Below are 22,927 nucleotides of genomic sequence, written 5' to 3' on the forward strand. Positions count from 1 at the left end.
GGTGCCGGGGGTCTCGGGGAGGGACGCCGTGCCGGCGCCGTTCCCGCAGGCGGTCAGAGTGGTCAGGGCCAGGGCGGCGGTCAGGGTCAGGGCAAACCATTTGGTGCGGATGTTCTGTTTCATTTCATTCATCTCCTTGAAAAGGGTGTTTGGTTTTGTGTTCTGATTTTAGATTACGGAGCCGCTGCCGAAAAACCGGGGTCTGGGAAAAACTTTTTTCATCTTCTTCGGCTGACACAGGGAGGATACGGCGGCCGGCCTTCCAAACCGGGGCCGCGGCGGAAATTTTTCTGCTTTAATCGTCGTCATCCCGATCTCCGTCATCGTCATCATCATCCCAGTCGTCCTCATCGTCTTCCCAGCGATCATCGCCGTCGTCCTCCCAGCGGTCATCACCGGTATCCCGGTCATCGTCCCGGTCCTCATAGTCAGTGTCACCGTCCACATAAGGGCCGTCGTTGTGAGACTCATAGTCGGTGACGCCGTCGCTGTAAGGACCGTAATCCGTATCCTCATAGTCGGTGATCCCGTCCGCGTCAGGGCCGTAATCGGTATCCTGGTAGCCGGTCGCACCGCCGCTGCCGGGTCGATCGTCCGTGTCATACGGGACAACGGGCGGATCGGTCTGCTCCGGAAGTGGTTCTGGGGTAGGTTCCGGTTCAGGGGGCATCACCGGGATGACTACCTCAGTGGCCGGCGGCTCCTCGTCAGTGGGGCCGATCTGGATCACGATGGTCTCCCCGTACCGCTCCTCCAGATCCTCCCGGGCCGCCTGCTCCTCCCGGGCCTGCCAGTCGGCGTCGGCGCTGGTAACTGTGATGGACACCGTCTCCCCGCCAGAGAGGTAGCCCATATCGATGGCCCGCTCCACCAGCTCCTCCGTCACGTCCTCCCGATCCTTGCCCCCATAGTCGTAGCCCTCGATCAGGACCCGGCCGTCCGCGTTGAGCCCCTCCAGCTCCAACACCCGGTTGGTGCGGCTGAGGGTGAGCTCCACATCCGGGTTGATCTGGATGCGCAGGGCGCCGTAGGGAACGAAGTTGGGCTGGTAATAACCAAAGAACACGATGCACAGGCAGGCGGCCAGGCCGGCAACGCCGGACAGGGGCTTCCACAGGGCGGGGCGTTTTTCCTTGGGGCACCGCAGCTCCACGATGTCCCGCACCGTGTCCCCCACATGATAGCGCAGGTTGGCGGCCTTCAAAAAGCGGCCCTCCTCGTCCAGCACCACCGCGTAGGCCGGATGCACCTCCATGACCAGATAGCTCACGCCTCGTCGCCCCCTTTCTTAGGGCCTACCTGGCACAGGTGGCCCCGGATGATCTCATAGCCGTTGGTGAAGGCCAGCAGGATGGCCACCAGGTACTTCCGGTGCCGCTCCATGGTCTTCTTGTCGGTGCCGGAGCCGGCGGACAGCTCGCTCATGGGCAGCTTGCCCGTGTCCTCCACCCGCTTGAGCAGCGCGGGCTGGGTCCGGGCGAAGTCCAGCACCCGGCGGCAGGCGGCGAAGGTCCGCTCCTGCCGGGGGCAGTTGTCCGCCACGTCGGAAAAGGTCAGGCCGAACTGGGCCAGCTTCTCGGAAAACTCCTGGATCTCCCGCCGGCTGGCGGTGCGCACCGCATAGTCCTCGGCGTGGTCCACGGTGTCGGGGATGGTGTCCAGCAACTCGCCGCCGTCCTCCTCCCCGCCCAGGGGGGTGTGGAGGGAGATCACATTGCCGTGGCGCTTCTCCGTCCGGTAGTGGTCGATGAGCCGGTTTTTGATGGCCCGGGCGGCGTAGGGCAGAAAGGCACCCCGGTTTCTCTCATAGGCCAGCACCGCCTCATAGAAGGCCAGCATGGCGATGCTCAGTTCGTCCTCGTGGCCGTTTTCCGGGGCGGTGTGGAGAAACTTCACCGTCTCCGAGCGGATAAAGCCCATGTACTGACGGATGAGGGCGTCCGCCGCCTCTGGATCCGTCTTGGCCGATCGTACCTGGGAAACGATGTCGTGCTCTGTGCGCACCATTGCCATCCCTCCATCCCCCTCCGGCAGTAGGATACGGACACGCCGCCGGATTTTCGGGGTCACAGCAGAAATTTTCAAAGGGTAGAAAACACTATTGTAAAGTTTAGCGGCTGCGAAACGGAGGCGCGACCGTCTGGATGTCAAATCTTTGTCAAATGTATGTAAAGAAACGGATGGGGCGGTTTTGTGTTCCCTTGGATGGGTTGCGCGCCAGGGTTCTTCGTGGTAGGATGGAGGCACGCACACAGAAAGGAGCGCGCGGGATGAAACAGATCTTTTCTTTCGGTTTGACAGCGGCGCTTTTGCTGGCCTGCCTGACCGGCTGCGGCGGACAGGCTGGCGGCGCCGCGCCCGGCGGGACGGCCCCCTCCGGCGGCCAGACTCCCCCGGCGTCCTCCGTTCCGGAAACGCCCGCCGGCCAGGGGCAGACGCCGCCTGTGTCCCCCGACCCGGAGAGGGGAGTCGCCGCCGGGGAGATCAGCCGGGAGGAGGCCCTGGCCATCGCCCTGGACAATGCGGACGTGCCGGAGGGCGACGCCTACAACATCAAAAACGAGACCGACAGCGACAACGGCATCCCCCTCTACGACATCGAGTTCGAGACGGACTACGGCGACTACGACTTTGAAGTGGCCATAGCCGACGGACGCATCGTTGGTGCGGACTACGAGGTGGACGAGGAGTGGCTGGATGCCCTGGGCGGCTCCCCCATCACGGTAGAGGAGGCCGCAGACATCGTGGCCGGCAAGGTTTCCGGCGCCAGTGCGGCGGACGTATCTGTCTGGGAAGAGTCCGGCGACGGCCGGGGACGTTACGAAGGGGAGCTGTTCCTGGACGGCATGAAGTACGAGTTTGAACTGGACCCCCGGACGGGGCGGATCTTCGACTGGACCGCCGATCTGAGGGACTGACCGGCACAGAAAAGCAGCGGGGAGAAGGCACATCTGCCTACTCCCCGCTGCTTTATTTTGCTGATGTTTAGAATGGCTCCTTGGGCGAGAGTCCCAGTTTGGCCTCCAGTTCCCGCGTTTTGGTCTCCATCTCGTACAGCGCCATGGAGGGCGTTTTTTCCTGCTTGGTCACCATCTTGACCAGGGTTTCGGCCAGAATGGACGCATTCGTCCGCTCCAGCAACTCCATCGCCCGCTCCAACGTTTGCCCGGAGAATCCGACCTTTTCCAGCTTCCGGCGTTCCTTATCCAAGCTCTTCATGGCCTTCGCCCCTCCATGCGCCTGGTTATTCGGCGATTTGGGACAGGGCCAGCAGAGCCTGGGCGGTCTGCACCCGAGTGGCTGCCTGGCCGGGGGCCAGCGTGTCCAAGGAGGTCGCGGTGAGCACGCCGGCCTCCACCGCCCAGGTCATGGCCTCCGCAGCGTAGCCGGCGATCTGGTCATAGTCGGCGAACTCCCGGACGGCCATGCCGCCCTGGGCGGTGTCATAGCCCTCATGCCGGGCGTAGCGGTAGAGCATGACCGCCAGCTGCTCCCGGGTGATGGGATCGTCCGGGCCGAACAGGCCGCCGCCGTAGCCGCCGGCGATCCCCTCGGAGGCGGCCCAGCGGACGGCCTCGCCATAGGAGGCCGCCGGGTCCACATCGGAGAAGTCCATCAGATAATTCACCACCGGGCGGCCCTCCAGCGCCCACAGGGCCGTGACCGCCTCGCCCCGGGTCAGCGTCCCATTGGGCTCAAAGCGGTCCGCGCTGACGCCGGCCATCAGGCCGTTCTCACAGACATAGCGCACCGCCTGGACGTCCCGGGCCTCCACATCGGTGAAGGGCAGGACGGACAGGGCCTCGCCGCCCACCTGATAGACGGCCACCGTGCCGGACACCTCGCAGGCGGCCAGCAGCAGGGCCTCGCCGGTGGGGCTGACGGAGGCGTCCAGGAACAGCAGGCCCTCGGGGGCCACGTCGCCGCCGGTGACCCACTTGTCCAGCTCCCCGTCCTCGTACTCCTCGGAGCCCTCCACTATGGAGGCAAAGTCCCGGGTGTTGATGTAGTTGACATACTGAGCGGAGGCAGGCTCGGTCACATCATAGACCATGACGCCGCCGGTGCGCTCCAGGGCCACAAAGGCATAGGTGCGGCCGTCCACCGTGCCCACGGTGACGCTCTCCGCCTCCGGCCCCTTCTTGCCAGAGCGGTCATCCACCACGGTGTTGTCGTTGGAGCAGTTGTAGTAATCGGTCAGGTACCGGGCGGTGAGTGTCTCAAAGTCGTTGCCGCTGGTGAACACCTCGGTGACGCCGTTCTCCCCGGCCTCATAAATGGTAAAGGTGCGGCCGCCGAAGAGGTAGTCCTTGCCGCTGTCCAAGCCGTCAAAGTCCTCCACCTTGAAGAAGACCACCTTGCCCTCCAGGCCGGAGTTCTCCGCTGTGATGGCCCCGGTGGGGGAGGTCACGCCCTCCTCGCCGAAGTCCTGCTCGTCCTCATTGAGGTAGAAGGTGCCCAGATCCTCGTCGCCCCACTCTCGGGCGTCGCCCTCGTTGGCGGTGACCAGATAGGTTTTGCCCTCTGCCTGGAAGGCGGCGATGGCATCGGGCATCCGGATGCCCATGAGGCCGCCGTAGGTCTTGGGGGCGTAGGCGTCGTCCTTCTTGTCAATGTCGACGGGGGTGACGCCGTAGTCCTCAAAGCCCGCGGAGTAGATCCCGTCAAAGGTACGGGAGGTCAGATCCAGCGCGGCGATAGCGTTGTTCTCCTGCAGGGTGATATAGGCCTTGCCGCCGGAGACGGCGATGTACTCTGGCTCCAGGTCGGTGGAGGGGTTCACACCCTTCTTCAACACCACGCCGGAGGCCGCCAGCTCGTCCCGCCGGCCGTCAAAGGCGTCAAAGCCCACCACCTCACTGGTGAGAGCAGACACGTCCACCACGGTGACCGAGCCTCTGGGGTCGGCGATCCCGTCGCCGTACCCCTCCCGAGGCTCCCCCTCGTCGGCGGTGAGGACGGTGCTGCTGCCGGCAAAGGTCACCATATCCGGCTGCGCGCCGGTCTCCACCAGGCCCTTCAGGGTGAGGGTACCGTCGGCATTACAGGTGAACAGGGCCACCCGGCCGGCGTCGTTGTACCCCTCCGCCTGGAGGGCGGCGGCCAGGGTGGCGCTGTCCGGAGAGACGGCCACAGAGGTCATATCTCCATAGCGGAAGGAGCTGTCCGCCGCCTCTACCAGGGCCTTCACGTCAATGTCTGTGCCGCTGAGCCGGGCGACGGAGCTCCCGGCGGCGAGATTTTCCAGAGAAATGGCCGCCAGCAGGCCGCTCTGGCCGTTGATGGCGTAGGCAAAGCTGTTGGCCCGGTTATAGGCCACGATCTCCATGACGCCGCCGTCCACGTTGTACTGGCCGGAGGCGTACCGGGCAATCAGGTTCAGATTCAGGGGGGAATTGCCGTTTTCATACCCAGCGGTCGAGTTGATGCCCGCTGCCGCCGCTGGCACCACAGTGCCCAGCTGAAGCGCCAGGGCGAGGGCCATGGCAATGGCTGCCGGCCGTCTTGCTTTTCTCATGCTGTTTCCTCCTGCGATTTTGTTTTGGAAAGGGAGCGGTACGTTCTCCCTATTTGATTTAGTATAATCCCTCGACTGTAAAATCCGAAAGAGGGAATGTGTAAATTTCTTGTAGGCAGAGGAGGTCTGGAACGAAACCGGGTTCATAGCAAACGCGCTTCACATGGATTTGACGGTTTCTTTACTGAAATACCGTCGCACGCTGGGAAAGGCGTTTGCTATACTGGATACGGATGCGGCAGGCATCGGTTGGGAGCGGCAGTATGGAGCACAGTTTCAGAAAGCCCGAGCAAAATCATAAGAGCATGATCAGCGCCGGTTTGCGCCCTTGTGGGGCGAACCGGCGCTGTTTTTCCGGGCACCGCTCCCAAGCATGAAAAAACAGAAAGGCAGGCGCAACGTATGCAGAAGACCTATGTGCTGGACGCCAATGTCCTCCTCCAGGCCCCCTACGCTCTGGAGTCCTTCGAGGACAACAACATCGTGCTGCCTCTGGCGGTGCTGGAGGAGTTGGATGATCGGAAGGGGGCCGACGGCGAGGCGGGAAACAACGCCCGACATGTGCTCCGCTTCCTGGAGAGATTACGGCTCCAAGGAGACCTGGTAAAAGGCGTGACCCTGCCCAGTGGAGGCACCGTGCGCCTGGAGGTCAACCATGTGGACGCGGCCCTTCCCCAAGGGATAGAACCCGGCAGCCGGGCGGGAAGGGTGCTGAAGGTGTGTCGGGGCCTCATGGACGAGGGAGCGCCGGTGACGCTGGTGAGCCGGGACATGGTCGCCCGCATCCGGGCCCAGATGATGGAGGTGCCGGCGGAGGACTTCACCACCGACCGGCTGCCGGACGGCGCCCAGCCCTACACCGGCCGGGCGGAGGTCTACATCTCGGACAGCCTGCTCACAGCGTTCAAGAAAAAGGGAGCTCCGGCGGAAGAACTCTATACCGTGGACGGCGCGGGGGAGCGGAAGCCGGTTTCCTTGACCGAGAACCAGTTTGTCCTTCTGCACTCGGATTCCGAGCCGAAAAAGACCATGCTGGGCCGTTTCCGGGAGGGGAAGGTCACCGCCCTGCGCTTTGGCGGCGTCCGCCCATTCGGCGTCAAGCCCCGGAGCGTGGGGCAGCAATTCCTGCAGGAGGCCCTGCTGCTGCCGGTGGCGGAGGCGCCCCTGGCCATCATCCAAGGGCCGGCGGGCACCGCCAAGACCTTTTACGCCCTGGCTGCAGGGCTGGAGCAGGTGCTGGAGGCGGAGGAACGGCCCTACCGCAAGATTTTGGTGTGCCGCCCCAATGCCCAGTTTGACGCGGACATCGGTTTTCTCCCGGGCAGTGAGCAGGAAAAGATCTCCCCCCTCATGCGGCCCATTGTGGACAACCTGGAGATTCTGCTGGATCTGGAGGGGAAGAAAAAGGAGCGGCGCAGCGAAGAGGAGCTGCGGGGGCGCATTGACTACCTCTTTGACACCGGCGTCATCGCTGCCGAGGCCATGAACTTCATGCGGGGCCGCTCCATCACCGATACCTGGCTCATCATCGACGAGGCCCAGAACCTCACCCCCCGGCAGGTCAAGGGCATCATCACCCGGGTGGGAAAGGGCACCAAGGTAGTGCTGCTGGGGGACCCGGCCCAGATCGACCACCCCCTGCTGGACACCCGGAGCAACGGATTGACCTATGCCAGCGCCCGCATGAAGGGCAGTCCCCTGTGCGTCCAGCTGACCATGCTCCCTGACGAGTGCGAGCGTTCCTCTTTGGCTCTGGACGCGGCGATGCGGATGTAAATGAGGGCAGAACTTACATAACACGGCAGATAAGAAAATTTATTTACATTTTACAGGACTTTGGGGGAAGAATTTACATCCCGGTGGTACACTGTGCCTGTGTGAGCGAGAAATACACCATCATAGGGAGGAAAATATGCTATGAGTATCGCACAGAAGCAGACTGCCACACAGTCCCAGAAGCTGATGATCTTTGTCCTGTCCATGTCCCTGTATGGGCTGGCCACCCTGTTCACGGAGCTGATCCCCAAGTTCCAGGTGGGGGTCGTGGAGTTCTCCGTGGAGTACTTCCTGTTCATCCCCCTGACCCTGGCCATGCTGTTCGACCCTCTGTCCGCCGCCCTGGGCGCCGCCACCGGCGAGCTGGTGTTCAGCGAGATCATGCTGGGTCAGTTCGGCGGCCTGGGCGAGCTGGAGAAGTTCCTCACCGTCACCATCGGCGTATACATCGCCGGACGGCTGGTGAAGGACCCCAGAAACCGCGCCATGGTGGGCGTGGCCGCCATCAGCGGAACCGCCGCTCAGCTGCTGATGGGCACTGTGGTGGACATCCTGAAGGTCCAGCTGGCGGTGGAGGACTTCGAGGCCGTGGCCGGCCTGCCTGAGAGCGTGTTTGCCACCGAGGGCTTTGCCTTCCTCAACGACCTGCTGTTCTCCGGCATCCTGTTCTGCCTGCTGCCCACCCTGTACCTGGTACCCAAGCTGTACGGCAAGATCGAGCCCCTGCTGGGCATGGCTCCCCGCACCCCGGACAGCACCGTCAGCAGCATCAGCCCCAAGGCCCTGGCCGTGTGCGCCATCGGCTTTGTGTGTGCCATCGTGGCTGAACTGGCCGCCACTGCCGGTATGTCCCTTATTGACTGGGAGGCCGAGTGGGCCGAGAGCGGCACCGCCCTGGCGGTAGGCATGGTCGCTGCCGCTGCGGTGGCCATCATCGCCCTGCTGGTCATCAAAAAGAACGCCGGGAAAAAGGCCGCGGTGAACTGACATGAACGCGGTTGAGATCGACGGCCTGACCTATACCTACCCAGGCGCCCCTCAGCCCACCCTGAAAGAGATCTCCCTTCAGATCGAGAAAGGGGACTTCCTGGCGGTCGTTGGCAACAACGGCTGCGGGAAGTCCACTTTGTGTAAGGCCCTCAACGGCCTGATCCCCCACTTTATCACGGGGATCATGGAGGGAAGCGTGCGGGTGGAGGGGCTTGACACCCGGGAGAGCGACGTGGGCGTCCTGGCCCAGAAGGTGGGCTATGTATATCAGGACTTTGAAAACCAGATCGTCCGGCCCACCGTGCTGGACGACGCCTCCTACTCCTGCCTGAACTACGCCTTCCCCGACTACCTGGCGCGAGGCAGGACCGCGTTGAAGCAGTGCGGTCTGGAGGGCAGAGAGGACGAGTACGTCTGGCAGCTCTCCGGCGGTCAGACCCACCTGCTGGCCCTGGCCGGCGCGGTGTCTCTTCAGCCGGACATCCTGATTCTGGACGAGCCCATCGCCCAGTTGGACCCCATGCACGCCGACCGGATCTATGCGGTCCTCCGGGACTTGAATGAGAACCACGGCAAGACCATCCTCGTCATTGAACACCATACCGAGTACATCGCCGACTACTGCAAGCATGTGATGCTGATGAGGGACGGCCAGGTGCGCTGGATACTGCCCACGGAGAATGCCCTCCAGCGGGTGGAGGAGCTGGAGGAATGCAATATTTTTCCGCCCCAGGTGACCCAGGCGGCCCACCGGCTGCGGAAAGCAGGCCGTCTTCCGTCGGACATCCCCCTGCCCACCACCGTGGAGGGAGGAAAAACCGCCTTCGCCGGACTGCATTATATCTCCCGGGAACGTCCGGCGCCAGCTGTCCCAGACGGAGAGAGCGCAGTCTCCTTCCAGGACGTATCTTTGGCCTACCGCTCGGTAAAGGGGGAGCCCCACACCGTGTTCGACGGCCTGAACCTGAACATACGGAAAGGGGAAAAGGTGGCCCTCATCGGCTCCAACGGGGCGGGCAAGTCCACCCTCATGAAGCTGATGGTGGGTCTGCTGAAGCCCAATTCCGGCACAGTTTCCCTCTTTGAGGAGGCCATTGGGGACAAAAAGGCCGAGGATCTGTACCGGCAGATCTCCCTGGTGTATCAAAACCCGGAGGAGATGTTCATCAAGGACTCCATCCGCGCCGACATCGCCTACGCCATGGAGGTGCGGAACGTCCCGGAGTGGGAGAAACGCACCGGGGAGCTGCTGGAGCGGTTCCGGTTGACGGAGCTGCAGGACCGGGACGGTCGCCTCATGTCCGGCGGGCAGATGCGCCGGGCCAGCCTGGCCATCGGGATCGCCTTGAATCCCGGCATTCTGCTGCTGGACGAGCCCACCGCCAACCTGGACATCGCCACCCGGCGGGAGATCATGGCGGTCCTGTCCGATATGAAGGACATCATTCAGACCGCCGTCATCGCAACCCACGATATGCAGCTGGTGTGCCAGTGGGCGGAGCGAATCATTGTGCTGTGTAACGGCCAGGTGGTGGCCGACGGCGCCCGGGACGAGATCTTTGCCCGGACTGATGTGGTGGAGCGGGTGGGCATCCGCCCGCCGGAGATCTTCTCCATGGCGCAGGCTTTAGACAGCCGTTCCATGTGCTATACCATTGACGAGTTCCTGTCATCCTTTCAGGAGGTGTGACCGCTGTGGAAAAATTGACCGCGAAACTCTCGGAGAGCATTCTGGACAAGCTCTCCATGGACTTTCTCCGCAATCAGGTGCTGAAGAACGCCTATGGCAATGATGACACCGTCATCGCCGCGCTGGACCCCCGGGTCCTGCTGGCCTGGTACCTGTTTTTCGGCCTGGTGCCCTGGTTTGTCAGCGACATCCCCTTCCTGCTGGGGTGCTTCCTGCTGGTGATGGCCACCACCCTCCTGGCGAGAGTGGCAGGGCTGGTGCTGTTCCTCTTCGCCCTGGGGGTGTTCTCCCAGACAGGGTATCTCTTTGTGGTGACCCTGCTCTTTGGAGGCGACGCCTCCGCCATTGCCCCGTTGCTCATCCTCACGTTGAAGGTGGCCACCATCTCCCTGGCCTCGGTGACCGTGTTCTCCGGGCTGGACCCGGACAAGCTGTCCAACGGTCTCATGTGGTACGGCTGCCCGGAGCGGCTGAGCTTTTCCATTTCCTACGCCTACCGGATGCTGCCCATGCTGATGGAGGAATTCCAGAACGTGCTGCTCTCCTACCGGCTGCGGGGCAATCCCCCCGCCCACGAGACCTTCGGGGGCAAGGTGAAGTACCTGGTCTATCAGGTGAAGATCATCATGCAGTCCTTCTACCCTCTGATGCTCAACACCGCCAAGCGCTCCCGCACCACGGTGGAGGCCCTGGAGCTGAGGGGCTACCGGTATGCGGCGGTGAACAAGTCCGTGAAGAAGATCAAGCTGGCCGCCCTGAAGGTCACCTATAACGATGGACTGTTTCTGGCCATCTCCTTTCTGGTGGTGGCGGTGGCCGTCCTGATCTCCACACTGCTGTAAGTAAGAAAGAAGGTTTTTTCTCTTGCGCCTGGATTTTCACACCCATGGGAAGCTGGCCAAAAAGCTCCCGTTTTCCACCACCTACACAGACTGGCTCTTCGGCGAGGCCCGACGGGCCGGCCTGGACGCCCTGTGCCTGACGGAGCACTTCAACACCCTCCAGTTTGCCGATGTATACGGCTACATCGCCTCCGTGAGCCGGAGAACCGGGGACGCTCTGGAGCTGGAGAACGGCCTGAAAATTTTCCCCGGTATGGAGACCGATGTGGCCGAGGGGGGCCACATCCTGTCCGTCGGGCCGCTGGAGGCCATTCTGGAGCTGAACCGGCGGCTGGAGCCCCACAAGGAGAAGGGAAATTTTATGCCCTTCGCCCAGCTGATGGATCTGTTCGACCAATACCCGGTGGTAGTGGGCTGCGGCCACCCCTTCCGCGCCGGCGGCCATGTGCCCGAGCTGCCTCAGGGGCAGCTTCGGCGGCTGAGGTTCCTGGATCTCAACGGCAAGGACCTGGCGCTGGACCGGGATCGGACGGAGCGGCTCACCTACGCTCTGGGGAAAGAGCTGGAGATCCCTGTGGTGTCCGGCAGCGACACCCATCAGGCGGTGCAGTACGGCTGCGTCACCACGGTCTTTGAACGGGATGTGGACACCGTCCCCGCCCTCTATGGGGAGATGACAGCCGGCCGCTATACCATTGATCTATCCGACACCGCCGCCTTCCAGGTGCGTACCGCCTGCCTGCTGAAGCGGTCCCTGAAGGAGATCCACGCCCTGGGAGGCGACTATGTGGCCATTCTGACCCGGGAGGCCACCGCATGACCGCCCTGACGGATCCTCTGGCGGAGGGGGCCGTCCAGGCGGTATTGGAGGCGGGGGAACTGCTGGCCGATCCCGCCGCCGTCAGGAGCATCCGGGCCAAGAGCGAGACGGACTATGTCACCAACGTAGACCTGGCGGTGCAGGAGTTTCTGCGGGAGCGCTTGGCGGCCCTGGCCCCGGACGTCCAGTTCATGGGAGAGGAGCAGGACAATTCCGCTCTGGACCTGACCCGTCCCTGCTGGATCCTGGATCCGGTGGACGGCACCACCAACCTGATCCATCAATTCCAGCACAGTGCGATTTCCCTGGCCTTGGCGGAGGGTGGACAAATCGTCTTCGGTGTGGTATACAATCCTTATACGGAGGAGTGCTTCACCGCCCGCCGGGGCGGCGGAGCATTCCGAAACGGGGTTTCCATCCAGGTCAGCGCCGTCTCCCGGCTTGCGGACAGCCTTCTGTCCACCGGCACCGTTCCCGGCCGGCGGGAGCTGGCGGACACGGCGTTTCGCCAGATGCGGGCGCTGTATGACCGGTGCCAGGACATCCGGCGGACGGGCTGTGCCAGCCTGGAACTGTGCGATGTGGCCTGCGGACGGCTGGAGGGCTATGTGGAGCTTGTACTCCAGCCCTGGGACTACGCCGCTGGAATGCTCATCGTGGCAGAGGCCGGGGGACAGGTTACCGCTCCTGGCGGCGCCCCCCTTTCTCTGGCGGAGGGCGGGCCTCTGCTGGCCTCCAATGGGCGGCTCCACGGCGCGCTGCAAACAATTTTGAAAGAATGAGGGTTTCGTCATGGACCTGCGCCTTCCCGCCGCCGCTGGGGAACTGACCCGGGCGGAGCAGAAGATCCTGGATTATATCAACACCAACACAGATACCTTCCTGTTTTCGTCCATTGGGCAGCTGGCGGAGCGGCTGGAGCTCTCCGACGCCACGGTCTCCCGCTTCGCCCGCCATGTGGGCTGCCGGGACTTCAAGGCGCTGAAATCTCTGGTGCTGGAGCAGTCTCCGGGCCCGGCGGTAAAGCTGGCGGCCACACTCAGTCAGGGAGCGCGTTTTTCCCCACAGGCCTGGCTGGAGCGGCAGCGGGCGTACCTGGAGACGACCATACAGCAGCTCTCCACCGGGGAGTTTGACCGGGCGGTGGAGGCCCTCTGTTCCGCCCAGCGGGTATTCGTCCACGGGAAAAACGCCTCCGCCTCCCTGGCTCAGCTGCTCCACTTCCGCCTGCGCCGGCTGGGCTTACAGGTATCTCTCCTTCCTTCCGGCGGCTCTGAACTGCTGGAAGGGCTCTCCCAGGTCGGCGCAAAAGACCTGGTGGTTCTGTTCAGCTTCTCCAAACTCTCCCGTGAGGGCCGCGTCCTCCTGGAGCACAGCCGGGCCACCGGTTACCGGACGCTGGCCTTTGTGGGACGAACCTGCCTGCCCGCGGAGGAGCGGGCGGACGTCAGTCTGTTCGCCTACCGCGGCACCGAAAAGGAGTATCACTCCATGGCTGCCCCCGCCGCCCTGCTGGACGCCCTGGCCGTCGCTGCGGCGGAGCGGTTAGGAGCCGAAAGCGCGGAACGCCTTCAACTGCTGCACCAGATGAAAAAAGACTACTTTCCGGATGGATGAACGCATCCCCCATGTGTGCACACATGGGGGATGCGTTCATTTTTCAGGATAACACACGAATTTTACATGTATTTTACTGCGCTGCGGTAGTGGGCATCCACCGGATGTGATATGGTAAATTAGGTTTATTTTATATATTCCTTTATGTGCAGGTCCTTGCTGCCTGTGCACCGTATCAGGAAAGGAAGGGTCTACTGCTATGAAACGCGCAGTTTTATCCGCATGTATCCTGGCATTTGCATTGCTTTTGACAGCCTGTGGTCCGGCATCGTCTGACAGCATAACCTCCACCGGCGATCCCGCCAGTGGAGAGCAGGCTTTCCACTACGGCGGAGATGTGACCCTGCGCATCCTCTCCGGCTCGGAGAACCAGGAGCTGGAGGGCATCCTGGATGACTTCGCCCGGGAACGGGGCGTGAACATCGAGATGGAGTACCAGGGCTCCCTGGATATCATGCGGACCCTCCAGGGGGAAACGGTGGACTATGATGCGGTGTGGCCGGCCAGCAGCCTGTGGCTCACCGCCGGAGACACCCAGTACCGGGTAAAGCACGCCCAGTCCATTTCCATCACCCCGGTGGTATTCGGAATCCGCCAGGGGTTAGCCGAGGAGCTGGGTTTCGTGGGCACGGAGGTGTCGGTCAGCGACCTGCTCTCCGCCATCCAGTCTGGGAAGCTGAACTTCTGCATGACCTCCGCCACCCAGTCCAACTCCGGGTGCAGCGCCTACATCGGTTTCCTTTACGCCCTGCTTGGCAATCCGGATGTGATCACATCGGAGAGCCTTCAGACCCCCGGCCTCTCGGAACAGATCACCCAACTGCTCTCCGGCGTAGACCGGTCCTCCGGCAGCTCCGACTGGCTGAAGGACTTGTTCCTCACCGGCGGCTATGACGCCATGGTGAACTATGAGTGCCTCATCATCAGTGCCAACCAGGAGCTGGAGGCACGAGGCGAGGAGACCCTGTATGCCGTCTACCCCTATGACGGCCTCTCTATCGCGGACTCCCCCCTGGGCTATGTGGACAACGGGGATACTGAGAAGGAGCAGGCTTTTCTGGATCTGCAGGAATACCTGCTTTCCGACGAGGTGCAAAACGAGATCCAGCTCACCGGCCGCCGCACCGGCTACGAGGGGGTGTCGGCAGAAAACCGGGATGTGTTCCGCGCCGACTGGGGTATCCAGCCCGACCGGGTGCTCTCTCCTATTCGGATGCCCTCCACCGATGTGCTGATGGAGTGCCTGAGCCTATACCAGACGGAGTTCCGCAAGCCCTCCCTCACGGTCTACTGTCTGGACTACTCCGGAAGTATGGAGGGAACGGGCCGGGAACAGATGGTGGAGGCCATGAGCCAGATCCTGATCCAGGAGAACGCGGAGAAGAATCTGCTCCAGGCCTCGGAGCATGAGGTCAATATCCTCATCCCCTTTGAGGGCTACCCGCGGGACGTCTATGCTGCTGTTGGAAATGGCAGCAAGCTGGAAGCTCTCTATACACAGGTGGAGGCAGAAACGGCCACAGGCGGTACGGATATTTACTCCGCAGCCATGGAGGGCCTGCGGCAGCTGGGAAACTACGACCTGAGCCAGTACACCCCCGCCATCATCCTGCTGACGGACGGAGTGTCCGATGGCAGCATCGACGCTTTCCAAACCGCCTATGAGGCATTCGAAGCAGATGTACCGGTGTTCTCCATCATGTTCGGCTCCGCCGATCCCACCCAGCTGGAAGAACTGGCGGAACTGGCCCACGCCCAGGTCTTTGACGGGCGGGAGGATCTGATCGGGGCCTTCCGCAGTGTGAAGGGGTACAACTGAGATGAAGAAGGGACATCTGCGGCAGCTGGCGCTGGCGCTGGGCGGGGGGATCGCGGTCTTTCTGGTTCTGGCCCTGGCCCTCCGATGGAACTTCCTCTTCAGCGCCGTGCTGGGGGTGGGAATCTATCTGGGCCTGTGGTTCCTGCTGGCCCCCAAAGTGGATCCTATCACCCTCTATTTCGCCAAGCGGCCGGACGGTGGCGAGATGCAGGCCCTGATGGAGGAGGCGGAACGGGGTCTGAGAGCCATTCGGTCCGCTGCCGGCCGTATCACGGACGTCCGGACCCATGAGGATGCGCTGGCCCTCACCGAGACTGGAGATCATCTCTATCGGTATCTCTGGGAAAACCCGGAGAAGATCCCGTCGGCTAACCGCTTTCTCACCTACTATCTGGACACGGTGGGCCGGATCTTGGGGCAGTATGTGAAGTTCCAGGAGGCCGGGCTGAGGACTTCCGAGGTGCGGGAGTTCCAGCGGAAGGTGCGGGCCATCCTGCCCAAGCTGAAAACTGGATTCGAGGCACAGCTCAGTCAGCTGATGGCCTCGAAGCGGTTTGACGCGGAGGCGGATATGAAGGTCATGGAGGGCCTGCTGAACACGGAGGGATTCCAATGGGAAGCAAATCAAAATGGATCGGTCTGATCATCCTGCTGGCCGTCATCGGGGCGGCGGCGGTCTATCTGTTGCTGGGAGGCGGCCCCCAGCCGGAGCCCGCTGTCCTGCGGGGCTATGTGGGGGGCGAGAAGATCGGCCTGCTGGAGGACGAGGCGGTACAGGACATCCCGGGGCGGAACTACGGGCTCACCCTGGACTATGCCAAGGCAGGTTCCCTGGACATGGTAACGGCGGATCACGAGGGCCGGAATTTCCTCTTTCCCTCCAGCCAGACCGCCCTGGAGTATTACCAGCAGCTCTACGGCGCGCCGGACAGGAGCCAGATCGTGTTCAACACCCCCATCGTCCTCTATACCCACCGGCCCATCCTGGAGGCGTTCCAGAAAGAGGGGCTGGTGACGGAGCGGGATGGGGTGTACTATATGGATATGGCCGGCCTGGTGGCGGAGATCGAGGCGGGCACCGCCTGGGCGGACCTGGGGCTCCCGGAGCTCTACGGCACTGTAGCGGTCAACACCACCGACCCTGTGCGCTCCAACTCCGGGAATATGTTCGCGGGGCTGTTGGCCAATGTGCTGTGCGGCGGGATGGCAGATGAGGACAGCGTGGAGGCTGTGCTGCCCGGCTGAAAGCCATCTTCGAGAAACTTGGCTATATGGAGGCGTCCTCCTCCGACCTCTTCGACCAGTTTCTCAAGACCGGCATGGGGGCCAAGCCCATGATCGCCGGCTATGAAAATCAGCTGCTGGAGTTCGCCGTGGAGAATCCGGAGGACTGGGAGCAGCTGAAGGATGACATCGTGCTGATTTACCCCACTCCCACCGTCTGGTCCTCCCACATCTACATTGCCTTGGACGAAGCGGGGGAGGCGGGTATTGATGCCCTGCTGGACGAGGGGATCCAGCGCCTGGCCTGGGAAAACCACGGTTTCCGTACCGAGGTATCCGGGACGGGCGCCGACGAAGACCACTTCGGCGTCCCCCACCTGGCCGCGGAGATCACCCAGGTGGCCGCCATGCCCAGCTACGCCGCCATGGAGAAGATCATTGCCGCTCTGTCGTAGAGGCGGCCTGCATAGCGCTCCCAGCCATGGCGAATAAAAACCCCATCCTGTCCACTCAGAAGATATCTGAGCTGTACGGAATGGGGTTTTGCTGTTATTGATCTGTCCATCGTGCGAGTGTGCTGATGGGTATACCTCAAGATTTGCGGGGCTGTAAACAATGAGAGTGCCTACCTATCGCTATGTTCCAAAAGTGTCCCTCAAATCTCTTACAACGGGCTGTTCTCATACACAGAGGATGCAATCTTTCAGTTCCATGGCATTGAAAGCAAGCACCGTGCTTTTCTGATCCAGGGGCAGTTCATCCCCATCCACTGTGAAGACCGCCCCGCCGGCCTCCTCCAGGATGATCCGCGCAGCGTTGTGATCCCATGGAGAGGATCGCATGGTTACAAACAGATCTGCCCGGCCTGCGGCCACTTCACACAATTCCAAGGCCACGGAACCCAGACAGCGGACACCCCGAACCTTCCGGGAGAGCCGAATCATCCGCTCTTGGTACGGATGAGGCTCCAGAAAGGTATATTGCAGGCCCGGCGTTGTCAGCAGCAGTTCCGAAAGCTCCCGCCGGCCGGAGGTGTGGATCGGTGTCTGATCCTGCCACGCACCGCCGCCGTGCTTTCCCCAGTACAGCGTTTCCCGCTCCACATCCAGCACCAGGCCGAACAGCGGCAAGCGTCCCTCCCAGCACCCCACGGAGATGGCGTAGTTTTGGTGCTGATTGATAAAATTCGTGGTCCCGTCGATAGGGTCGATATACCAAGTCACCGCCCCGGTGCGATGCGCCTTCGGCGGATACTCCTCCCCCACGATGGAGTCCCGGGGGAAGGCTGTCAGTATTTCATTTCGTAATAACTGCTCGATTTTCCGATCCCAATGAGTGACCAGGTCTTGGTGCCCTGTCTTTTGGCAGATCTCTGCCTCTTCCAGGTGGCACCGCCGCAGAAGATCTCCGGCGTTTTGAACAACTTCCACAGCGACATTGAATCTGTCCATCCTCCACCTTCTTTCCTCTGTTTGATTTATAAAACCACATTCCTTATGGCTTGTCAAGAAGGCTTCACCAGATCACCCGCATCTCCGCGTTATGCAACTGAGGCACCGGGCTGTGGGTCTGGATGTAGCGGACGGTGAGATCCGGCATCTCCACGCCACCCCGCCAGAGGACAGGGCACTCCCGCAGGATCTCATATCCACCTGTGCCCGTGGCCCGGTAGTTGCTGGTGCACAGGCGGAAGGTTCCACCCCCCAGGGGCGAGCCGTCCAACTTCGCCAGCCGGACCACCCGGCTACCCACGGGGCGGCGCAGGTCGAAGGTATAGGCCAGGCCGGCGTAGAAGTCGTAGTTGTAGTGCTCCACCTTAGGGAGCAGGAACTCCTCCGAAATCTGGGGCTGGCCATCAACCAGGGTGAAGTAGGAGGCGCACCGCTCCAGTGTCTGCCGCAACACCTCCTCCGTTACCTCCAGCACCACCAGGGTGTTGGCAAAGAGATAGGCCGCCGTCACCCCCCGCATGGTCACGGGAGAGGCCAGCCCCACCGGGTCGTTGCCCAAGCTGGTACAGGAGAAATCCCCCCCGGTCTCCGCCAGCTGCACCTGGTTGAACAGGGCGGCCACCCGGCTTCCGTGGAGGGCGGCGTCCAGCTTCCCCTCCGGTGGAATGGGGGGGGCCAACTCCCCGATGGGCTGGTCCAGCCAGTCCTGTACGGCATTCTCCAGTGGAAGCAGACTCTGATAAGGCTCTGCTGGGTGGATTGCGCCCACCGCTGTCAATCTGGATCGGAAGGAACTGCGTGTTCCCTCCCACTTACCGGAAATATGGAGAAACTGCCCCGCATTGGCGGGGGGCTGAACGGCGTAGGTGCCGGACAGATTCACTCCCTCCACCGCCATGTGCTGGTGGCCGGTGAGGAGCAGGTCGAAGTCCAGCTCCCGGGCAATTTTACAGGCCAGATTCTCACCGCTGTCCGAGAGCACCCGCCCTGTCTCCAGCTCCTCCTCAAAGCCGCCGTGGTAGATGCACACACAGACATCACACTGTTCCCGGAGGGCGGCGCAAGTCGCTCGTGCGGCCTGAAAGGCGTCGGTAACCCGAATCCGCTCCAAGTTCTGTGGCTGCTCCCACACGTTTACGAAGTCGGTGACCACGCCGGTGATCCCTACCCGCAGGCCGTTGGCCAGGGTGTGCACCGCCCAGGGACGGATGCGCAGCTCTCCCCCCAAGTCCTCTACATTCGTGCACAGGCAAACTCCGTCCATCGCCTGCAGATAATCCCGGAGTGCCTCGTAGCCGAAGTTGAAGTCGTGGTTGCCCAGGGTGAAGTAGTCCAGCCCCAGGGCGTTGAATGCGGCGGCCACCGGGTGGATGGGCCACTCCTCCCGGTGCTCCAGGTAGTACTGGGTCAACGGCGTCCCCTGGAGGGCGTCGCCGCCGTCCAGCACCAGGGTGTTCCCATCCTTTTCAACCTGAGCGGCCAGATTCAGCAAACCGGCGTTTTCCGGGCTGTTGGAGGCATAGGTCACCGGGAATACATGGCCATGGGTATCTGAGGTATAGTAGATTTGAAACGTCTTCTCCATGCTTACCCCCTGGCCAGCTTGACCCGGATCTTGGTGGAGATCCATTCTACAATCAGCACCAGCACAATGAGACCCGCCAGGATGGCGCCGGCCTCCTCCCAGCGGTAGGAGTTCATGGCGAAGATCAGCGGCGCGCCGATGCCGCCGGCTCCCACCAGTCCCAGCACGGTGGCATCCCGCAGGTTGATGTCAAAGCGGTAAATGGCGGTGGAGGCGAAGTTGGGCATCAGCTGGGGCAGGATGCCGTAGCGGATCTTCTGCCAGGTGGTGCAGCCCGCCGCGTCCAGGGACTCCAGCACCCGCACATCCAGGTCCTCGATGGCCTCGATATACATTTTGCTCACCATGCCAACAGAACACAGGGACATGGTCAGAAGTCCCGCGAAGGCGCCGGGGCCGGTGACCCGGATGAACATGAGCCCGTAGACAAAGGCGGGCACGGTGCGGATGGCCATAATGATGATGCGCCCCACAAAGGCCACGGGCTTGGGCGTCAGATTGGAGGCTGAGAGAAACGCCAGGGGAATGGAGATAATCGCGCCCACGATGGTACCCAGGAACGCGATACAGATGGTCTCCAGCAACAGGTAGGGTACGCCCTGGGTGGTGAAGTTGAACAGCAGGTCCGTGTCCGGGTGGAAGATGCCCGCCAGGATGTTCCAGGCGATCACCGCGCCGTTTTGGGTGGTGCCCGCCGTCTCCACGGCGGAGCCGCTCCAGACCAGCAGGACCACCACGACCAGTGCCACAGCCAGCTCAAACACCCAGCGGCGGGGCCGCTGCGCATAGGCCGCTTCGATTCGGTTGTTCATGGCGTCCCCTCCTTATACCAGCCGCTTCCGGGCGGCGCGGCTGATGGTCTCGATGATGAACACGGTGACGAACAGGGCCAGCAGGATCATGCCCACGCTGGCGTACTCCCGCCAGCCGATCTTCTCGTTGAGGATCAGGCCCAGTCCGCCGGCGCCCACATAGCCCAGGATGGAGGCGTAACGCACATTGCCCTCGAAGCAGAACAGGCAGTTGGAGAGATAGGAGGGCAGCACCTGGGGCACGATGGCGCTGATGAACGCCCGCACCTTGGTGGCCCCCATGGCCTCCATGGCCTCGAAGGGGCCCATGTCCACGGTCTCGATCTCCTCGTAGAGGATCTTTCCGATGTAGGCAAAGGTGAAAATGGCGATGGCCGTGGTGCCCGCCAGGGTGCCCAGGCCAAAGATGTAGGTGGCGATCAGGGCGGAGACCAGGGTGGGCAGGGTCCGGATAATGCTCAGCAGCAGCCGCATGGCGGCCACCACCACCCGGCTGTGGATGATGTTGGTGGAGGCCAGCATGGCAAAGGGCACCACCAAAATCGAGCCGATGAAGGAGCCCAGCAGGGACATCTTGATGGTGTCAAACAGGGGCTGCCAGATCTGGGACATATAGTCCCACTCCGGCGGGATCATCTCCCCCAGGATTACAAAGAACTCCCGGATCCGGCTGACGAGAACGCCCATGTCAAAACCAGTGACCTCTACCGAGAGGGCCGTCATGGCCACCAGAATGACTGCCGCCAGGGGCGCCCGGGAGCGGGGCTTGGATACCTGTTTCCCGTTGGGGAGCGTGAGCAGTTTGGGCGGGAAGATCTTGTCGTATACGCTCATGCCGGCTCCTCCTGCTTCCCCTGGTAGATGGCGTCCAGCACCCCCTGATCTACCTGGTCAGCCGGACCGTCGTAGACGATCTCGCCGGCCCGGATACCAACCACCCGGGTGGCGTACTGGAGGGCCAACTCCACATGGTGGATGTTGATGAGTACCGTGATGTGCATGTCCCGGTTGATGCGCTGGAAGTCATCCATCACCTGCTTGGCGGTCACCGGGTCCAAGGAGGCCACCGGCTCGTCCGCCAGGATGATCTGGGGGTTCTGGGCCAGGGTGCGGGCCAGGGCCACCCGCTGTTGCTGCCCGCCGGAGAGCTGATCAGCCCGGACAAAGGCCTTGTCCAGAATCCCCATCTGGTCCAGCGCCTCCAGGGCCTTCATCTTCTCCTCTTTCGTGAAGATGCCGAAGGTAGCCCGCCACCAGGGTAGGTCGGGGACGAAGGCGGTGAGCACGTTCTTGATGACAGTGGTTCGGGTGATGAGATTAAAGGACTGGAAGATCATGCCGATCTTCCGCCGGAACTTCCGCAGGCTCTTCCCGTGGAGGGTCATCACGTCGGTGCCGTCTACCGTCAGTTCCCCCTGGGTGATGTCGTGCATCCGGTTGATGGTGCGGATCAGAGTGGACTTGCCTGCGCCGGACAGGCCGATGATGGCCACGAACTCCCCCTGGTCAATGGTCAGGTTGATATGCCGCAGAGCCTCATATCCATTGGGATAGCGTTTTTCTACCTCTTTGAATTCTATCATTGTATGATCTCCATTCCAAACGAGGGAGGAAAGCCGCGGCCTCCCTCCCTCGTTTTTGGTCCTTGCTGGATTGTTTTAGCCCGCGCTGTTCAGAGACTGGATCATCTCCTGGGCGGCCCGCTCGGAGTCGTAGTCGGAGGACTGGGCGGGCAGATAGCCGTTGTGGCTGTAGATAGCGATGACCTCTTTGCCCTCTTCAGTGTTGCCGATATTGATGAAAGCCTCGGACAGGGCGGCCTTGAAGTCGTCGTCCATGATGGGAGAGGTCTTGCTGACGCTGATGGTATCGTTGTAGATGGCGGGAGTGACGCCCACCACGGCGGTGTCGTCCCAGATGCTGTTGGTCATGCCGTACTCGCCGGTCCACTCGTCCTCATAGTCCCGGCGGGCATCGGCATAGGTGCAGACGATGTCCACCTGACCGGAGGCCAGACGGGCGAAGGCGCTGCCGTAGGAGTCGGACTGCACCGCGTGGGGCAGGTCAGTGATGTTCTTCTCGAAGTTCTCCTGCAGCCACAGGGAGGGATAGATGTAACCGGCGGGAGAGGAGGAGTTGGCCACGCTCCAGTTGGCGCTGCTCACGTCCTCCCAGGTGAGGGCCTCACCGGCGTTGACCTGGGCGGCCAGCTCCTGGCCCTTCTCAGAGGGACCGGCGATCATCAGAGCGCGGTAGCTGGTGACCTGCTCGGTGGTGGGCTCAGTGGGGGCGTTGTCGTTCCAGTCCTTGGCGTTATCGGAATCGATGGACAGACCGTCCCGGGTGGCGGTCAGCAGCACGTCGCAGCCGTCGTCATAGAGCACATAGGTGCCGCCGGGGATCAGGCCCACATCGGCAGTGCCGGCGGCCAGGGCCTCGCCAACCGCCTCGTAGCTGGTACCCACGGTGATGTCCACCTCGCCCACGTCGTAGCCCAGCTTAGCCAGCTCATCGGTGAGCATCTGCTTCAGGGGTTCGGTGGCGGTGATGATCTCCTCCGGCTCCCGAGAGGGGACAAAGGCGATGCGCAGGGTATCGATGGTCTTGTTCCCGCTCTCCTGGGTGCTGCTGGTGTCCGGCGTGCTGCCGGAGCCCTGGGTGTCCTCCGTGTTCTGACCGCCGCAGCCGGCCAACAGGCCAATGCACATCACGCCGGCCAGCAGGAGAGAAAGTGCTTTTTTCATACTGTGATCCTCCTCGATGTTTCGTTTATGTTTTGGGGT

Annotated in this window: 22 protein-coding genes; 12 read left to right on the plus strand and 10 right to left on the minus strand. The window is 62.3% G+C overall.

Annotation, left to right across the window (positions count from 1 at the left end):
* Nucleotides 1–295: 295 nt before the first annotated feature.
* Together B5E43_RS14940 and B5E43_RS12065 are read right to left on the minus strand one after the other, a co-directional pair.
* Nucleotides 296–1,270, minus strand: a complete 975-nt coding sequence (locus B5E43_RS14940) for a hypothetical protein (RefSeq protein WP_143383007.1) — start codon at nt 1,268–1,270, stop codon at nt 296–298.
* Complete coding sequence (locus B5E43_RS12065; RefSeq protein ID WP_242964818.1) at nt 1,267–2,013, minus strand: sigma factor; 747 nt, start codon at nt 2,011–2,013, stop codon at nt 1,267–1,269. The genes B5E43_RS14940 and B5E43_RS12065 overlap by 4 nt, the downstream gene beginning before the upstream one ends.
* 257 nt (nt 2,014–2,270) lie before the next feature.
* Between B5E43_RS12065 and B5E43_RS12070 the strand changes: the two genes are divergently transcribed.
* Nucleotides 2,271–2,918: a PepSY domain-containing protein gene (locus B5E43_RS12070; protein ID WP_158099057.1), complete on the plus strand. Its 648-nt coding sequence runs from the start codon at nt 2,271–2,273 to the stop codon at nt 2,916–2,918.
* Between the two features lie 67 nt (nt 2,919–2,985).
* Here B5E43_RS12070 and B5E43_RS12075 read toward each other — a convergent pair whose 3' ends face one another.
* Nucleotides 2,986–3,219: a hypothetical protein gene (locus tag B5E43_RS12075; RefSeq protein WP_087397062.1), complete on the minus strand. Its 234-nt coding sequence runs from the start codon at nt 3,217–3,219 to the stop codon at nt 2,986–2,988.
* A 25-nt stretch (nt 3,220–3,244) separates the two neighbouring features.
* A complete protein-coding gene (locus B5E43_RS12080) occupies nt 3,245–5,518 on the minus strand; it encodes a choice-of-anchor I family protein (protein WP_158099058.1) in 2,274 nt (757 codons plus the stop codon).
* 402 nt (nt 5,519–5,920) lie between these two features.
* Between B5E43_RS12080 and B5E43_RS12085 the strand changes: the two genes are divergently transcribed.
* The 11 genes from B5E43_RS12085 (at nt 5,921) to B5E43_RS12135 (ending at nt 16,751) form a co-directional block, all read left to right on the plus strand.
* A complete protein-coding gene (locus B5E43_RS12085) occupies nt 5,921–7,294 on the plus strand; it encodes a PhoH family protein (protein ID WP_087397066.1) in 1,374 nt (457 codons plus the stop codon).
* 141 nt (nt 7,295–7,435) lie between these two features.
* On the plus strand, nt 7,436–8,281 hold the full coding sequence (locus B5E43_RS12090) for a cell division protein FtsQ (RefSeq protein ID WP_087397068.1): 846 nt from the start codon (nt 7,436–7,438) through the stop codon (nt 8,279–8,281).
* Nucleotide 8,282: 1 nt separating this feature from the next.
* The gene (locus B5E43_RS12095; RefSeq protein ID WP_087397070.1) at nt 8,283–9,974 is read left to right on the plus strand and encodes an energy-coupling factor transporter ATPase; all 1,692 of its coding nucleotides are present in this window, start codon (nt 8,283–8,285) and stop codon (nt 9,972–9,974) included.
* A 5-nt stretch (nt 9,975–9,979) separates the two neighbouring features.
* Complete coding sequence (locus tag B5E43_RS12100) at nt 9,980–10,816, plus strand: energy-coupling factor transporter transmembrane component T (RefSeq protein WP_087397147.1); 837 nt, start codon at nt 9,980–9,982, stop codon at nt 10,814–10,816.
* Between the two features lie 22 nt (nt 10,817–10,838).
* Complete coding sequence (locus B5E43_RS12105; protein ID WP_087397072.1) at nt 10,839–11,636, plus strand: PHP-associated domain-containing protein; 798 nt, start codon at nt 10,839–10,841, stop codon at nt 11,634–11,636.
* Nucleotides 11,633–12,418 carry an inositol monophosphatase family protein gene (locus B5E43_RS12110; RefSeq protein WP_087397075.1) on the plus strand — a complete coding sequence of 262 codons (786 nt, stop codon included), beginning with the start codon at nt 11,633–11,635 and terminating at the stop codon, nt 12,416–12,418. The genes B5E43_RS12105 and B5E43_RS12110 overlap by 4 nt, the downstream gene beginning before the upstream one ends.
* 10 nt (nt 12,419–12,428) lie before the next feature.
* Nucleotides 12,429–13,253 carry a MurR/RpiR family transcriptional regulator gene (locus B5E43_RS12115; RefSeq protein ID WP_087397077.1) on the plus strand — a complete coding sequence of 275 codons (825 nt, stop codon included), beginning with the start codon at nt 12,429–12,431 and terminating at the stop codon, nt 13,251–13,253.
* A gap of 199 nt (nt 13,254–13,452) precedes the next feature.
* Nucleotides 13,453–15,072, plus strand: a complete 1,620-nt coding sequence (locus B5E43_RS12120; RefSeq protein WP_087397079.1) for a VWA domain-containing protein — start codon at nt 13,453–13,455, stop codon at nt 15,070–15,072.
* A gap of 1 nt (nt 15,073) precedes the next feature.
* A complete protein-coding gene (locus B5E43_RS12125) occupies nt 15,074–15,715 on the plus strand; it encodes a 5-bromo-4-chloroindolyl phosphate hydrolysis family protein (protein WP_087397081.1) in 642 nt (213 codons plus the stop codon).
* Nucleotides 15,685–16,317 (plus strand): hypothetical protein, encoded by a 633-nt coding sequence (locus B5E43_RS12130; protein ID WP_087397083.1) that lies wholly within the window; start codon nt 15,685–15,687, stop codon nt 16,315–16,317. Before B5E43_RS12125 ends, B5E43_RS12130 begins: the two co-directional genes overlap by 31 nt.
* Before the next feature lie 26 nt (nt 16,318–16,343).
* Complete coding sequence (locus tag B5E43_RS12135; RefSeq protein WP_087397085.1) at nt 16,344–16,751, plus strand: hypothetical protein; 408 nt, start codon at nt 16,344–16,346, stop codon at nt 16,749–16,751.
* Between the two features lie 225 nt (nt 16,752–16,976).
* On the opposite strand, the gene B5E43_RS12140 is transcribed toward B5E43_RS12135, so the two are convergent.
* The 6 genes from B5E43_RS12140 to B5E43_RS12165 form a co-directional block, all read right to left on the minus strand.
* Nucleotides 16,977–17,726, minus strand: coding sequence for an inositol monophosphatase family protein (locus tag B5E43_RS12140; protein ID WP_242964819.1), 750 nt, complete (start codon nt 17,724–17,726; stop codon nt 16,977–16,979).
* 85 nt (nt 17,727–17,811) lie between these two features.
* Nucleotides 17,812–19,332: a bifunctional UDP-sugar hydrolase/5'-nucleotidase gene (locus tag B5E43_RS12145; protein WP_087397089.1), complete on the minus strand. Its 1,521-nt coding sequence runs from the start codon at nt 19,330–19,332 to the stop codon at nt 17,812–17,814.
* A gap of 2 nt (nt 19,333–19,334) precedes the next feature.
* Nucleotides 19,335–20,144 (minus strand): phosphonate ABC transporter, permease protein PhnE, encoded by an 810-nt coding sequence (gene phnE, locus B5E43_RS12150; protein ID WP_087397091.1) that lies wholly within the window; start codon nt 20,142–20,144, stop codon nt 19,335–19,337.
* 12 nt (nt 20,145–20,156) lie between these two features.
* Nucleotides 20,157–20,978: a phosphonate ABC transporter, permease protein PhnE gene (gene phnE, locus B5E43_RS12155; protein WP_087397093.1), complete on the minus strand. Its 822-nt coding sequence runs from the start codon at nt 20,976–20,978 to the stop codon at nt 20,157–20,159.
* Complete coding sequence (gene phnC / locus B5E43_RS12160; protein WP_087397095.1) at nt 20,975–21,727, minus strand: phosphonate ABC transporter ATP-binding protein; 753 nt, start codon at nt 21,725–21,727, stop codon at nt 20,975–20,977. The genes phnE (B5E43_RS12155) and phnC overlap by 4 nt, the downstream gene beginning before the upstream one ends.
* A gap of 75 nt (nt 21,728–21,802) precedes the next feature.
* Complete coding sequence (locus B5E43_RS12165) at nt 21,803–22,888, minus strand: PhnD/SsuA/transferrin family substrate-binding protein (protein WP_087397097.1); 1,086 nt, start codon at nt 22,886–22,888, stop codon at nt 21,803–21,805.
* Between the last annotated feature and the right edge of the window lie 39 nt (nt 22,889–22,927).

This window comes from Flavonifractor sp. An100 (genome assembly GCF_002161175.1).
In the GTDB taxonomy this organism is placed as follows: domain Bacteria; phylum Bacillota; class Clostridia; order Oscillospirales; family Oscillospiraceae; genus Lawsonibacter.

Excerpts from the sequence above, each read along its gene's own strand:
- B5E43_RS12065 (WP_242964818.1), bottom strand. The coding sequence starts at position 2,013 with ATGGCAATGGTGCGCACAGAGCACGACATCGTTTCCCAGGTACGATCG.
- B5E43_RS12070 (WP_158099057.1), top strand. The coding sequence starts at position 2,271 with ATGAAACAGATCTTTTCTTTCGGTTTGACAGCGGCGCTTTTGCTGGCC.
- B5E43_RS12075 (WP_087397062.1), bottom strand. The coding sequence starts at position 3,219 with ATGAAGAGCTTGGATAAGGAACGCCGGAAGCTGGAAAAGGTCGGATTC.
- B5E43_RS12080 (WP_158099058.1), bottom strand. The coding sequence starts at position 5,518 with ATGAGAAAAGCAAGACGGCCGGCAGCCATTGCCATGGCCCTCGCCCTG.
- B5E43_RS12085 (WP_087397066.1), top strand. The coding sequence starts at position 5,921 with ATGCAGAAGACCTATGTGCTGGACGCCAATGTCCTCCTCCAGGCCCCC.
- B5E43_RS12090 (WP_087397068.1), top strand. The coding sequence starts at position 7,436 with ATGAGTATCGCACAGAAGCAGACTGCCACACAGTCCCAGAAGCTGATG.
- B5E43_RS12095 (WP_087397070.1), top strand. The coding sequence starts at position 8,283 with ATGAACGCGGTTGAGATCGACGGCCTGACCTATACCTACCCAGGCGCC.
- B5E43_RS12110 (WP_087397075.1), top strand. The coding sequence starts at position 11,633 with ATGACCGCCCTGACGGATCCTCTGGCGGAGGGGGCCGTCCAGGCGGTA.
- B5E43_RS12115 (WP_087397077.1), top strand. The coding sequence starts at position 12,429 with ATGGACCTGCGCCTTCCCGCCGCCGCTGGGGAACTGACCCGGGCGGAG.
- B5E43_RS12120 (WP_087397079.1), top strand. The coding sequence starts at position 13,453 with ATGAAACGCGCAGTTTTATCCGCATGTATCCTGGCATTTGCATTGCTT.
- B5E43_RS12125 (WP_087397081.1), top strand. The coding sequence starts at position 15,074 with ATGAAGAAGGGACATCTGCGGCAGCTGGCGCTGGCGCTGGGCGGGGGG.
- B5E43_RS12130 (WP_087397083.1), top strand. The coding sequence starts at position 15,685 with ATGGGAAGCAAATCAAAATGGATCGGTCTGATCATCCTGCTGGCCGTC.
- B5E43_RS12135 (WP_087397085.1), top strand. The coding sequence starts at position 16,344 with ATGGAGGCGTCCTCCTCCGACCTCTTCGACCAGTTTCTCAAGACCGGC.
- B5E43_RS12145 (WP_087397089.1), bottom strand. The coding sequence starts at position 19,332 with ATGGAGAAGACGTTTCAAATCTACTATACCTCAGATACCCATGGCCAT.
- phnE (WP_087397091.1), bottom strand. The coding sequence starts at position 20,144 with ATGAACAACCGAATCGAAGCGGCCTATGCGCAGCGGCCCCGCCGCTGG.
- phnE (WP_087397093.1), bottom strand. The coding sequence starts at position 20,978 with ATGAGCGTATACGACAAGATCTTCCCGCCCAAACTGCTCACGCTCCCC.
- phnC (WP_087397095.1), bottom strand. The coding sequence starts at position 21,727 with ATGATAGAATTCAAAGAGGTAGAAAAACGCTATCCCAATGGATATGAG.
- B5E43_RS12165 (WP_087397097.1), bottom strand. The coding sequence starts at position 22,888 with ATGAAAAAAGCACTTTCTCTCCTGCTGGCCGGCGTGATGTGCATTGGC.